This window comes from Xanthobacter sediminis, assembly GCF_043195015.1.
GTDB lineage: Bacteria > Pseudomonadota > Alphaproteobacteria > Rhizobiales > Xanthobacteraceae > Xanthobacter.
Window position 1 is genome coordinate 99,816 of sequence record NZ_JBAFWH010000010.1, and the last position, 13,215, is coordinate 113,030.

Here is a 13,215-nt window from a genome sequence, read left to right on the forward strand (position 1 = left end):
GCGCGGCCCGCTGCCCGCCGGAGCGGCGGGCAGGGCATCCGGGCTCAGGCCTGCTTGGTCTGGCCGGGGAAGACGACCGTGGTGTCGCTGGAGGCATCCGCCTTCGGGCGGCTCTCCGGCAGCACCTGGCCGGTCACCATATAATAGACGACTTCCGCGATGTTGGTCGCGTGGTCGCCCATGCGCTCGATGTTCTTCGCGCAGAACAGAAGATGCGTGCACACGGAGATGTTGCGCGGATCTTCCATCATGTAGGTGAGCAGCTCGCGGAACAGCGAGGTGTACATGGTGTCGATGGCGTCGTCGCGGCCCCACACGTCGAGCGCCTTGGCCTCGTTGCGGCCGGCGTAGGCGTCGAGCACCTCCTTGAGCTGCTCGAGCACCAGGTCCGACATGTGCTCCACGCCGCGCACCAGCTTCTGCGGATGGTACTCGCCCTCGATGGCGATCACCCGCTTGCCGACGTTCTTGGCGAGATCGCCGATGCGCTCGAGATCGTTGGCGATGCGGATGGCCGCCACGATCTCACGCAGGTCGCTCGCCACCGGCTGGCGCTTGGCGATGACGAGCACCGCCTTGTCCTCAATGTCACGCTGAACCTGGTCCACGCCCGCGTCGAGCGAGACGACCTTCTGCGCGATGGCAATGTCGCGCTTGATGAGCGCGGTCATGCTGTCGGCCACCAGGCGTTCGGCCTGGCCGCCCATCTCCACCACCTTGCGGCCGATCTCTTTGAGCTCGACGTCGAAGGAGGTCACGGTATGCTCGGGCATCTGCGCCATCCTGTTTTCCTCAGCCGAAGCGGCCGGTGATGTAGTCACGCGTCTTGATCTCCTTCGGGTTCGTGAAGATCACGTCCGAAGGCGCCACCTCGATCAGCTCGCCCAGGTAGAAGAAGGCGGTGATGTCGGCGCAGCGCGCGGCCTGCTGCATGTTATGGGTCACGATGACGATGGTGAAGTCGCGCTTCAGCTCGTCGATCAGATCCTCGATCTTCGAGGTCGAGATAGGGTCGAGCGCCGAGGTGGGCTCGTCGAGCAGGATCACCTCCGGACGCACCGCGATGGTGCGGGCGATGCAGAGGCGCTGCTGCTGGCCACCGGACATGCCGAGCGCCGAGGTGTTCAGGCGGTCCTTGGTCTCGTCCCAGATGGCGGCCTTGCGCAGGCACCATTCCACGCGCTCGTCCATCTGCGACTTGTTCAGCCGCTCGTGCAGGCGCACGCCGAAGGCGATGTTGTCATAGATGGACATGGGGAACGGCGTCGGCTTCTGGAACACCATGCCGATGCGGCTGCGCACCACGGTGGAGTCGAGCTCCTTGCCGATGATGTTCACGCCATCGAACAGCACCTGCCCCTCGGCGCGCTGGCCCGGGTAGAGGTCGTACATCCGGTTGAACACGCGCAGCAGCGTGGACTTGCCGCAGCCCGAGGGGCCGATCATGGCGGTCACGCGCTTCTCGGGGATCTCGAAGTTGATGCCCTTCAGCGCGTGGCTCTGGCCGTAGTAGAATTGAAGATTGTCGACCTTGAGCTTCGCGGGAGCGGGCGGCGCATCGGGCCGGGCCGCGACCGAGGTGGCGATGCTGAGGGTGGGATCGACCGCAGACGTCATCTGAGCCTCACTGGAATTTACGTGCCCGGAGCTGCCGGGCCTTGGATCTCGGGCAGCCCGGCGCGGGAGCGCCGGGCGGCGATATCAATGGCCGCGGGCCAGCACCAGGCGCGACGCCACGTTCAGCACGAGCACACCGACGGTGATGAGCAGCGCGCCGGCCCAGGCGAGGGCGACCCAGTCATCGAACGGGCTTCCGGCGTACTGATAGATCGCGACCGGCAGGCTGGCCATGGGCTTCGTAAGGTCGAGCGACCAGGCATTGTTGCCGAGCGAGGTGAACAGCAGAGGCGCCGTCTCGCCCGCCGCGCGGGCGATGGAGAGCAGCAGGCCGGTGACGATGCCCGCGCGGGCGGCACGCCACGTCACGAACATCACCACCTTCCACTGCGGCGCGCCAAGGGCGAACGCGGCCTCGCGCAGGCCCACCGGCACCAGGTTCAGCATGTCCTCGGTGGTGCGCACCACCACCGGGATCACCAGGATGGCGAGAGCGAGCGAGCCGGCCCAGCCGGAGAAGCCGCCGAGCGGCACCACCAGCAGGGAGTAGATGAACAGGCCGACCAGGATGGACGGCGCCGAGAGCAGGATGTCATTCACGAACCGGGTCGCCGAGGCGATCCTGGTGCCCCTGCCGTTCTCCGCGAGGAAGGTGCCCGCGAAGATGCCGATGGGCGCGCCGATGAGCATGGCGATGCCCACCTGGATCAGCGAGCCCACGATGGCGTTGGCGAGACCACCATTCGCGCCGGGCGGAGCCGTGACGTTGGTGAAGACCGAGAAGCTGAGCGCCGGCAGGCCGCGGGCGAGCAGGGTCCACAGGATCCAGGCGAGAAGGAAGAGGGCGAAGGCCGCGAAACCCACGGACACCGCTTTCACGATGTTGTCCTTGGCGCGGCGGGCGGCGAGCGAAGCCATGGCTGGTCCCCCGGATCAGTCCATCCGCGAGCGCACGAGCGCCCGGGACAGTGCCAGCACGATGAAGGAGATGACGAACAGGATGAAGCCGAGCTGCAGCAGCGAGGTCAGCTTCAGGGAGCCGAGCGGGGCTTCCGGGAACTCGTTGGCGATGGTGGAGGCGATGGTGGCACCCGGCGCGAACAGCGACGCCGACAGGCGCGTGGCGTTGCCGATCACGAAGGTCACCGCCATGGTCTCGCCGAGCGCGCGGCCGAGGCCCAGCATGATGGCACCCACCATGGCCGTCTTGCCGTAGGGCACAGAGACGTTCTTGTAGACCTCGTAGGTGGTCGCGCCGACGCCGTAGGCCGATTCCTTCAGCATCGCCGGAACGGACTCCAGCGTCTCCACGAACATCGCCGTGATGAAGGGCAGGATCATCACCGCGAGGATGAGGCCGGCGGTGAGCATGCCGGAGCCGAGCGGCGGACCCTGGAACAGCAGGCCGATGAGCGGCAGGTCGCCGAACACGCTGATGAGCGGGGGCTGCACATAGGCCGCCATGAGCGGCACGATGACGAAGAAGCCCCACATGCCGTAGATGATGGAGGGCACAGCGGCCAGCAGCTGCACCGCCACGCCGATGGGGCGCTTCAGCGGCTGCGGCGCGATCTCCGTGAGGAAGAAGGCGATGCCGAACGACAGCGGCAGGGCGACCACGACGGCGATCACGGCGCTGAACAGCGTGCCGTAAATCATCACCAGCGCGCCGTAATTCTCGGTCACCGGGTTCCAGCTGGCGGTCCAGATGAACTCAAGACCGAAGTGCTGCAGCGCGGGCAACCCGCCCTGGAACAGCTCGGCGATGATCAGGCCGAGCAGCACCAGCACGAAGATGCCGCTGGCCCAGAGCAGGCCAACGAAGATGGGATCGGAAATCCGGCCGGTCCCCTTGGCCTTGCTGATGGGTTCGAGCGGTGTCGACCCCAAACCATCCATCGTCGCGTCCATCTGATGCCCATCCCTGCGCCGCCCTGGGCGACCTTGAGTTGCGACTACCGCTGCACCGATCAAGCCGGGCGGCGTGAAATCTCTTGCCCCATGTCTCGTACGCCGAAACCCGCGCGGCCGCGCCATGCGCGGAAGGCGAGCCGGACGGGCGCTCGCCCGTCGCGGAGGAAAGGCGAGGCCCGGCACGGGCCCTCCGCCTCACCCGAGAACCTCGCCCGCGCGAGCGCGGGCGAGGCGGATCGGCTCACGCCGGATCAGAGGACCGGCTTGCCCTCGGGGGTGAGGATTTCCTTCTTGAAGGCTTCCTCGACCCGCTTCACGACAGCCTCGGGCAGCGGGATGTAGTGGAGCTTCTCGGCGGTCTCGCGGCCTTCCTTGCCGTAGGCCCACTTGAAGAACTCCATGGTCACGCGCGAGGCATCGACATTCTTGGGGTCCTTCGGCAGCAGCACGTAGGTGGGGCTGACGATCGGCCAGGCGGCCTCGGCCGGGGCGTCGATCATGGACGCAGCGAAGTCGGTGGCGTTATCCCAGTCAGCGGCGGCAGCGGCGGCCTCGAACGCCTTGGTCTCCGGCGTCACGAACTTGCCGGCCTTGTTCTGGAGCTGGGTCACCACCAGGTTGTTGGCGGCGGCGTAGATGAACTCCACGTAGCCGATGCCACCCTTGGTGTTCTTCACGTTGCCGGTCACGCCCTCATTGCCCTTGGCGCCAGCGCCCACCGGCCACTGAACCGAGGTGGCCGAGCCGACCTTGGACTTCCAGTCGGGGCTCACGGCCGAGAGGTAGGAGGTGAAGATGGCGGTGGTGCCCGAGGAGTCGGAACGGTACACCGGCACGATCGCCTGCGACGGCAGCTTCAGGCCGGGGTTGAGGTCGGCGATCGCCTTGTCATCCCACTTGGTGATCTTGCCGAGGTAGATGTCGGCGAGCACCGGGCCCGTCAGCTTGAGCTGGTTGGTGACGACGCCGTCGAGGTTGACGGTGGCGACCACGGAGCCGATCACGGTCGGGAACTGCAGCAGCTTGTTGGCCGCGAGCTTCTCGGAGGGAACGGTGGCATCAGAGGCGCCGAAGTCCACGGTGCGGTTGATGATCTGGTTCTGACCGCCGCCGGAGCCGATGGACTGGTAGTTCAGCGCGTTGCCGGTCTTCTCCTTAAACTTCATGCCCCAGGCCTGGTACACGGGGGCCGGGAAGGAGGCGCCGGCGCCGGTAAAATCGACGGCCTGAGCGCTGCCGGCGAACAGCATGCCGGTCACGGCGAAAGCGCCGAGAGCAGTGGTGAGCTTCACGATTTCTCTCCTTGCCAATGTCATTGCTGCCCGACGACCCCGGCGACCCATCCACGCCCCTTGCAGCACATCCCCGATGCGCAAGCATGGCGCGCCCATGGCCCCGGCCGTGACGCAACACTGGGCTGGGGACTTCTAGTCCCTGCGAGGCAAGGTTCTATGACCGCCCCGTGACACAGGGATGACGAAATAACCAATTGCAACTTCAGCACTATTTTTTATTATCCGACGAAACATCCAGGCGGACGGAGAAATTCGCGCCAGCGCCGAAGGTGCTCTCGATGGCCAGACGGCCCCGATGGCGGGCCACGATGTGCTTTACGATGGCGAGCCCGAGCCCGGTTCCACCCTGGTCCCGACTTGCCGCAACGTCCACCCTGTAGAAGCGCTCGGTGAGGCGCGGCAGGTGCTCAGGCGCGATGCCCGGCCCGAAATCGCGCACCGAGGCCACGGCCACGGGCCCGCGGGGCCCGGGCTCAAGGCCCAGCGCCACCTGGACCGTCTTGCCTTCCGCGCCATATTTCAAGGCATTCTCCACCAGGTTCTCGAACAGGCGGATCAGTTCGTCGCGGTCGCCGCGCACGCGCACACCGCGGGTCACGCGCGCAAGGTCCAGCTCCACGCCGCGCTCGGCGGCGAGGGGGGAGAGGGTGTCGCACACATGGGAGACGATGGCGTCGAGCTCCACCTCCGTCTCCGGCTGCACGTGGGCGTTGAGCTCGATGCGCGAGAGCGACAGCAGGTCGTCAATCAGCCGCGACATGCGCCGTGCCTGGGCGGCCATGATGGCGAGGAAGCGTTCGCGCGCCGCGGTATCGTTGCGTGCCGGCCCCTGCAGGGTCTCGATGAAGCCGGAAAGGGAAGCGAGGGGCGTGCGGAGCTCGTGGCTCGCATTGGCGACGAAGTCCGCCCGCATCTGCTCCACCCGGCGCTGCTGGGTGAGATCGCGAAAGGTGAGCAGAACCGCATCCGGCGAGACGCCCGTGCGGCCCCTGGCTTCCACATCGAGGTGCAATGGCACCACATGGGCCTCCAGCCACCGGTCGAGCGGCACCCGCTCGGCAAACTCCACTCGGCGCGGCAGGCCATCGGTGGCTGCGGCACGCACCGCGTCGAGCACCTCGGGCACCCGCACCAGGAACGACAGGGGATCGCCCACCCGCGCCGGGCCGATGGCGAGGGCCACCCGCGCATTGGCGGTGACGATCTCGCCCTCCGGCGTCAGCAGCAGCGCAGGCTCCGGCAGGGCACACACCACGGCCTCCACCTTGGCGTCCTCGCGACGGGGCGAGGGTCCCGGCACAGGCGCCACCGCGGCCGGTGCCTCCCGCCGGGGCAGCGGCCATAGCGCCGCGCCGCCCACGAGCACGGCCATGGCGCACCCCAGCAGCGGGTCGAGCAGGCCGAAGACGACGCCAAGCGCGCCCGCAGCCAGCGCCGCCAGCACAAGCCACAGGCGTGGCCCCTCGGCCAACGCCCATGCGAGGCGGCTGCGCACGGCAGATGGCGCGGCTGCGGCCCTCGGCGCCTCCGCGCCTCCATCCTGAACGCTCATCGCTTCCCCCTCGCCTCTTCGCGGCCCCCTTGCGCCGCGGCCGGCGTGGGCGTGCCCTTCCTTTTCCGTGCCGGAGCGGCGACGGCCCCGGGCACTCGCCTTGCCCGGAGTGGCACGGTCCCGGGGACCGCGTCGCCCATCCGGATTCAGAATGCGAAGATCGCCCCGCAACACGAAGGCATTACGACAGATTTCCCCCGTGCGCGAGGCCGCCGGCCTCGACCGCCCCTGTGCGAGTTGGTGACGTAATGTGAACGCCGCGCGTCCCGATGTGACCGGACGGCAGGTGCGGTTCTGCTATGACACCGCCCAGAGAGGGAGTGCCTCATGGGCGCGATGCGTATCTTTCGGGCGTCCGGCAGGGTCGCCGCCGTGCTGGCGCTGGGGCTCGGGCCGGCGCTGGCCGATCCGCTGCCGGCACCGGCCGGCGACTTCAGCCTGAAGGCCCGGCTACCCCATGGCGCCCTCGCCGAGATGGCCTACAGCCAGCGCAGGATGCGGACCGAGGTAAGCAAGCCCGATGTCGCGGGCACCATGGTGGCCCTCATCGAGCTCGACACCCGCCGCATGGTCATGCTGAGCCCGCAGATGCCGAAGGTCGCTCTCGAAATGCCCATGCTGCCGGAATATGTGGTGGGCATCGTGACCGGCACCGGCACCCGCACCGGGCGCTCGGAGGTGGCGGGCGCACCCTGCGACCAGTGGCGCATCGACCCGCCGGCGGAGCTCAAAGGCAAGGCGGTGTCGCTGGAAGCCTGCATCACGCCCGACGGCATCTCGCTGCGGGCCGAAGTGGAGATCCAGGGCAGCCGGAAGATGCTCTACGAGGCCACCGAGCTGGTTCGCGGTCCCCAGGACCCGAAGCTGTTCGCGCTGCCGCCGGGGGTGAAGGTCGTGAAGATGCCCAAGGACAAGCTCGGCCTGATCCCCGGCGGCGCACTCAAGTTCTGAGGTGAGGTCGCCGCAGCGCGGGCGACACTACCGCGCCGCCTGCCGGATGCGATCCTCCGGCGCGGCCGGAGCCGCGGCCGGCTCGTCGCGCCGTGCCTCAACGTCATCCTGTGCTGCCGGCGGGGCGCACGCCTTGCGCCGCCAGAAGCTGAAGGTGCCGAGGCGCACCTCCCGGATGCCCAGCAGCGTGAGCGCAAAGGCGAAGGGGACGATGTAATAGAAGAGGCGGAAGATGAGCAGCGCGCCCACCATCTCGCTCTTGTCGAACTGCGGCAGTGCCACTAGGAGGGCGGCATCGAACACACCGAGCCCGCCCGGCGCATGGCTCGCGAAGCCTAGCAGGGTGGCGGTGACGAAGATGACCGCCAGCGAGACCGGATCGATGTAGGGCGATGCCGGCATGAGCATGTACATGGCGGCCGCGCACAGGCTGAGGTCGAGGATGCCGATGCCCATCTGCACCAGGGTGGAGCGTCCTGCCGGCAGGGTCACGAACCAGGACGAGCGGCCGATGTTGCGCGGCGCCCAGGAGACCCAGGCCACATAGACCGCGAGCAGCGTCAGCGCGCCGATGCCGATCATGCGGTTCATGGCCGGCGGCAGGTGGTCCACCGCCGTGGCGGCATCGGGGTGGATGGTGATGCCGAGCCCCAGCACGGCGAGATTGCCGAGCCAGAAGGTGAGCCCCGCGATGAAGCAGATCTTCGCCACGTCGATGGCGCCGAGGCCCCAGGCCGAATAGATGCGGTAGCGCACCGAGCCGCCGGTGAAGACCGTGAAGCCCACGTTATGCCCGATGGAATAGGAGCAGAAGCCCGCCAGCGCCGCCACCCGGTAGGGCACGCCGTTCTTGCCGATGGTGCGCAGGGCGAACCAGTCATAGAAGGTCAGCGTCAGATAGGCGCAGGCCACCAGCACGAAGGCGATGCCTACGTGCAACGGGTCCTTGTGGGAGAGCGCCTTCAGCACCGAATGCAACTTCAGATCGTGAAGCATCCGGTAGAGAACCACCGCGGCGAAGGCGATGACGGCCAGGCTCAGCACCAGCCCGAGACCATGGAGACCGACTTTGTCGCGCAGGAAGGCCCAAACCCTGGAAAGACCCGATCTCACACCCATACCGACACCATCCCCCCGCCCCTGGACCGTCGAAGCGCGCAACAGGCACGCCTTTCCGGCGACTGAACGCTTCCCCGCCCCGGCTTAAAGGGCGCCTCTTTGCGGGCGTTGCGCGGCGCGCCGCGCTTCCTGCCGTACCTGACGCGCACAGAACATCAAAAAGCGTCAGCTTGCGGGCAGGGCCCTTCCCGCTCCATCACATCTTCACGGGGTAGCCGATCTCCACCGTGCGCGCACGTGGCAGCCCGAAGCGGTCCACGGAGCGCTCGGCATTGCGGGCGAGGAAGGCGAACACGTGAGCCACGATGTCGCGCAGGCGCACCACCTCGTCCGGCGGGATGATGCGCTCGTGGCCGATCACGTACACGGCGGCATCGGGATCGATGCCGCGCGCGCTCAGCGCCGGGCCGAGCACGGACGGCACGTCGATCTGCTGCATGTATCCAAAGCGCAGGTCCACCCGCACGAAATTCTCGTTGAGCGTGGTCACCCGCACCCGATCCTCCACCGAGACCCGGGGCCGGGCGGCGATCCACACGGAGACGATGACCGCCTTCTCGAACCGCACCTTGAGCAGTTCCGCCATGCGCGAGAGCGCCACCGGCGTCATCGCGCCCGCGCGGGAGAGGAAGATGGCGGTGCGCGGGCTGTCCACGTCGCCGGAGCGGTCCTTGCGGGCCATGAAGGCGTCGAGCGGCTCGGTGAAGCGCACCTGCTGGGACACCACCGCCTCCAGCCCCCGCCGCCAGCTCACCATGACGAGAATGATGACGCCGGCGATGGTCAGCGGCAGCCAGCCGCCGTCGTGCAGCTTGGTGAGATTGGCGGAGGCGAAGGAGAAGTCCATCGTCAGCACCAGCACCGCCATCACCCACACCGCCGGCGCCGGCCAGCCCCAGGAGCGGTGCACCTGGGCAATGAACAGCACCGAGGTGGTCACCATGGCGAACGCCACCGCGATGCCGTAGGCCGAAGCCAGCCGTTCCGAGCCGCCGAAGCCGACCACCACCGCGATGCAGGCGATCATCAGCAGCCAGTTGAGGCGGCCCACATAGATGTGCTGCTCATTGTGCTCGGAAGTGTAGCGGATGCGCATAGGCGGCAGGTAGCCGAGCTCGATGGCCTGCTTGGCCAGCGAGAACACGCCCGTGATGATCGACTGCGAGGCGATCACCGTCGCCGCCGTGGCGAGGAACAGCAGCGGCACGTCGAACACGTCGGGCGAGAGGTCGTAGAAGGGATTGCGGACCGCGTTGGGGTCCACCAGCAGGATCGCGCCCTGGCCGTAATAGTTGAGCAGCAGCGCCGGCATGGCCACGAACAGCCAGGCCCGCGCGATGACCTTGCGGCCGAAGTGGCCGAGGTCGGCGTAAAGCGCCTCGCCGCCGGTGATGGCCAGGAAGCAGGCTCCGAGGATGACGCCCGCCAGCCCCGGATGATCCAGCATGAGCATCACGCCATGGCGCGGATCGAGCCCCGCCAGCACCTGTGGCGCCTGCACGATGCCGTATACGCCCATCGCCGCGAGCACGGTGAACCACAGGAGCATGATCGGCCCGAAGAACGAGGCGATGCGCTCGGTGCCCAGGCGCTGGGACAGGAAGATGGCGAGCAGGACCAGCACCGTGAGCATCACCACCCAGTGGTCCAGCTCCGGTGCGATCACCTGCAGCCCCTCGATGGCCGAGAGCACCGACATGGCGGGCGTGAGGACACCGTCGCCGATGAGCATGGCCGAACCGATAAGGCCCGCCGCCAAAAGATACCACCGCAGGCCCAGGGCGCTGCGGTGCAGGTCGAGCAGCGTCACCAGCGCGAGGATGCCGCCTTCGCCGTCATTGTCCGCGCGCAGCACCAGCATCACGTATTTCACGGTGACGGAGAGGATGATGCTCCAGGTGATGAGCGAGAGCAGGCCCAGCACGTCCTCGCCCATGAAATTGGTGCCGCCCACGGCGAGCACGCCCTGCTTCAAGGTGTAGAGAGGGCTGGTGCCGATATCACCGAAGACGACGCCGAGGGCGCCGATTTCCGCTGCGAAAGGCAGGGTTCGGGTGCGGTCGCGGGTGAGGCTGGTGGCCATGGCGAAGCGTCCGGCCCTTCAGCGCGTGCGCGAACGGGAGGAAGGAGGAATGAGGATCAAGACCACGCCATCACTTTCGCACCAGGTCTCGCCCTGTGGCCCGAACGGAGCTTCGATCAAGGGAGGCCCCCGCAGCACTTGATCCCGCATCATGGCGGATGCTCCACACCTAGCCCTGTTCGCCTGGGATGACAATGCGCGCCATCACGACGGCAGCCCCGCACTCGCGCTGCGGGCATTTGACCTCGCCGGCGAAGTCGCCCATGAGCGGGGACATGAGACCCACCGCGCCGGGACGCGCCGCGCCATGACCTTCCGCGCCAGCATCCTCACTCTCTACCCGGAAATGTTTCCCGGCCCGCTCGGCCACGCGCTCGCCGGCAAGGGCCTGGCGCGCGGGCTGTGGAGCCTTGATGCCCTGCAGATCCGCGATTTCGCCCTCGACCGCCACCGCTCCGTTGACGATACCCCGGCCGGCGGCGGCCCGGGCATGGTGATGCGCGCCGACGTGCTCGCCCGTGCCATCGATGCCGCCGCGCCGCCCGGCGACCCCCGCCCCCGCCTGCTGATGACCCCGCGCGGGCGCCCCCTCACCCAGGCGCGGGTGCGCGAGCTGGCCGCGGGGCCGGGCGCCGTCATCCTCTGCGGCCGGTTCGAGGGGGTGGATGAGCGCATCGTCGCGGCGCGCGGGCTGGAGGAAGTGTGCGTGGGCGACGTGGTGCTCTCCGGTGGCGAGGCGGCAGCGCTGCTGCTGCTCGACGCCTGCGTGCGGCTCATCCCCGGCGTCATGGGCAAGACCGAGAGCGGGGAGGACGAGAGCTTTTCCGGCAACCTCCTGGAATATCCGCAGTACACGCGGCCCCAGGAGTTCGAAGGCGTGGCCATCCCCGAGGTGCTGGTGAGCGGCGACCATGCCCGCATCCGGCGCTGGCGCCATGCCGAGGCTGAGGCCGTGACCCGCGCCCGCCGGCCGGACCTCCTGGGCGAACCGCCACCGGCGTGTGACGGCCCGGTGAAGGAAAGGGAATGACAGCGCACCCGTTTCCATGTATGGAGCCGCGTCCCCTGAACTGACAACGACACGATGCGGCGCCGGGGCAGGCGCGGGCCATCCCGCGTTTTGAAGGCGACCGCTAGAGGTTGGTGACATGAACATCATTGAAACGCTCGAAGCCGAGCAGGCAGCCAAGCTCGCCGAGAAGCGCGCGATCCCGGAATTCCAGCCGGGTGACACGGTCATCGTGAACGTGAAGGTGGTCGAAGGCGACCGCACCCGCGTGCAGGCCTACGAGGGCGTCGTGATCGCGCGCTCTGGCGGCGGCCTGAACGAGAGCTTCACCGTCCGCAAGATCTCCTACGGCGAAGGCGTGGAGCGCGTGTTCCCGGTCTATTCGCCGCTGATCGATTCGATCAAGGTGGTGCGCCGCGGCAAGGTGCGCCGCGCCAAGCTCTATTACCTGCGCGACCGCCGCGGCAAGTCCGCCCGTATCGCCGAGCGCCAGGATCGCGGCGCCGACGGCAAGGTGAAGAAGGGCGCTGCCCCCACCGCCGCCGAGTGATCCCGAGGGCGGGGCAGCCCCGCCTCTCGCATTCTCCACGCCGCCGGCCATCCGGCGGCGTTTTTGTTTCTCGCGCCAATGGCGGCGGCCCTCGGCTCTGGTCTTCACCGGCATCCGACCACAAGTTCAAAAAGAGCGGGCCCCAGGCCCACAGGCCGCGGCAAGGAGCCAATGGCCTCAGCCGTGCGGCTTCACGTCCTTCAGCCGGCCGACGAGACCTTCCGGGTCCGCATCGAAGGCGCGGCGCACCGCATCAAGCGCGCTGACCCCACCGCGATAGCTGGCGCCGCCCACATGCAGCCAGCCGTCCACCAGCATCTTCGGCTCGCTCCAGCCGCCATCCACCTCCGGCACCGAGACGGTGCGCGCCCGCGGCCATGCCAAGGCCTTTGGATCGAGATCACGGTAGAGCGCGTACCAGTTCCGGCCGCCGGTGTCGGTGCCGAGCAGGCGATCGGGGCCGAAATCGAGCGCGGTGCCGGCGAGGCTGCCGTGGAACACGCTGAAGCCCGGCCACAGGTACCACGCCTTCACCCGCGTGCTGCCGCGCTTCACGCCATAGACCGGCTGGCGCGCCACGGTGGCCGAGAGGTCCATGGGCTCCAGCGCCACCAGATCATGGTCGAGCATGGCGAACGCCTTGGGGCGCACGGGGCGGACGATATTGTGGAACACCCAGTTGGCCGCCGCCGCGTGGGAGCGCGCCGAGCGCGCGCGCACAAACGGCGCCCGGGGCAGAGAAAGATAGGCAAGGCCCCGCTCCGCGGCGAGCGCCGCATGGGCCGCGCGCGCCTCCGGCTCGGTGGAATTGTCGCACACCAGGAGAGGCGTGCCGGGCAGGAAGCGCGCCATGGAATCCGCCAGCAGCGCCACCGCCTCCGGCACATTGTAGGCGATGGTGATGGCGAGGGTGTCCGCGTTCCGCTCCCGCAGCCGACGGACCACCTCGTCCTGGCCCGGCGCCCGGCGCGTGCGGTAGATGCGGTCCAGCACCGCGTAGCGCGCATGGTTGAGCCAATGCAGGCCAGGTACGCGGGCGAACCGGCCTGCGAACACCAGCGGCTCCGGCGCCCTGCGGCGTCCGGATCGCTCGGCCTGCGGTTGCTGCTCGCTCATGCGCCTTCT

General features: G+C 68.3%; 12 protein-coding genes. 3 read left to right on the top strand and 9 right to left on the bottom strand.

Features of this window, described 5'->3' with window-relative positions; all coding sequences use genetic code 11:
- Positions 1–44 precede the first annotated feature (44 nt).
- From phoU to V5F61_RS14545, 6 genes are all read right to left on the bottom strand, one after another.
- Positions 45–773, bottom strand: a complete 729-nt coding sequence (gene phoU, locus V5F61_RS14520) for a phosphate signaling complex protein PhoU (RefSeq protein WP_393988708.1) — start codon at positions 771–773, stop codon at positions 45–47.
- 19 nt (positions 774–792) lie between these two features.
- Positions 793–1,617, bottom strand: coding sequence for a phosphate ABC transporter ATP-binding protein PstB (gene pstB, locus V5F61_RS14525; protein WP_393988707.1), 825 nt, complete (start codon positions 1,615–1,617; stop codon positions 793–795).
- 84 nt (positions 1,618–1,701) lie between these two features.
- A complete protein-coding gene (pstA, locus tag V5F61_RS14530; protein WP_393988706.1) occupies positions 1,702–2,535 on the bottom strand; it encodes a phosphate ABC transporter permease PstA in 834 nt (277 codons plus the stop codon).
- Positions 2,536–2,550: 15 nt separating this feature from the next.
- Positions 2,551–3,528 carry a phosphate ABC transporter permease subunit PstC gene (gene pstC, locus V5F61_RS14535; RefSeq protein WP_393988705.1) on the bottom strand — a complete coding sequence of 326 codons (978 nt, stop codon included), beginning with the start codon at positions 3,526–3,528 and terminating at the stop codon, positions 2,551–2,553.
- 254 nt (positions 3,529–3,782) lie between these two features.
- Complete coding sequence (gene pstS / locus V5F61_RS14540; protein ID WP_393988704.1) at positions 3,783–4,823, bottom strand: phosphate ABC transporter substrate-binding protein PstS; 1,041 nt, start codon at positions 4,821–4,823, stop codon at positions 3,783–3,785.
- A 211-nt stretch (positions 4,824–5,034) separates the two neighbouring features.
- Entirely contained in the window at positions 5,035–6,378 is a 1,344-nt protein-coding gene (locus V5F61_RS14545; protein WP_393988703.1) for an ATP-binding protein, read from the bottom strand.
- A gap of 327 nt (positions 6,379–6,705) precedes the next feature.
- Between V5F61_RS14545 and V5F61_RS14550 the strand changes: the two genes are divergently transcribed.
- Entirely contained in the window at positions 6,706–7,329 is a 624-nt protein-coding gene (locus V5F61_RS14550; RefSeq protein WP_393988702.1) for a hypothetical protein, read from the top strand.
- 27 nt (positions 7,330–7,356) lie between these two features.
- Here V5F61_RS14550 and V5F61_RS14555 read toward each other — a convergent pair whose 3' ends face one another.
- Complete coding sequence (locus V5F61_RS14555) at positions 7,357–8,448, bottom strand: putative bifunctional lysylphosphatidylglycerol flippase/synthetase (RefSeq protein ID WP_393988701.1); 1,092 nt, start codon at positions 8,446–8,448, stop codon at positions 7,357–7,359.
- Positions 8,449–8,644: 196 nt separating this feature from the next.
- Positions 8,645–10,531 carry a potassium transporter Kup gene (locus V5F61_RS14560; RefSeq protein WP_393988700.1) on the bottom strand — a complete coding sequence of 629 codons (1,887 nt, stop codon included), beginning with the start codon at positions 10,529–10,531 and terminating at the stop codon, positions 8,645–8,647.
- 307 nt (positions 10,532–10,838) lie between these two features.
- Here V5F61_RS14560 and trmD point away from each other — a divergent pair, with 307 nt between their 5' ends.
- Both trmD and rplS read left to right on the top strand, forming a co-directional pair.
- Positions 10,839–11,561, top strand: a complete 723-nt coding sequence (gene trmD / locus V5F61_RS14565) for a tRNA (guanosine(37)-N1)-methyltransferase TrmD (RefSeq protein ID WP_393988800.1) — start codon at positions 10,839–10,841, stop codon at positions 11,559–11,561.
- 118 nt (positions 11,562–11,679) lie between these two features.
- Positions 11,680–12,090 (top strand): 50S ribosomal protein L19, encoded by a 411-nt coding sequence (gene rplS / locus V5F61_RS14570; RefSeq protein ID WP_393988699.1) that lies wholly within the window; start codon positions 11,680–11,682, stop codon positions 12,088–12,090.
- A 177-nt stretch (positions 12,091–12,267) separates the two neighbouring features.
- Here rplS and V5F61_RS14575 read toward each other — a convergent pair whose 3' ends face one another.
- Entirely contained in the window at positions 12,268–13,206 is a 939-nt protein-coding gene (locus V5F61_RS14575; protein ID WP_393988698.1) for a hypothetical protein, read from the bottom strand.
- Between the last annotated feature and the right edge of the window lie 9 nt (positions 13,207–13,215).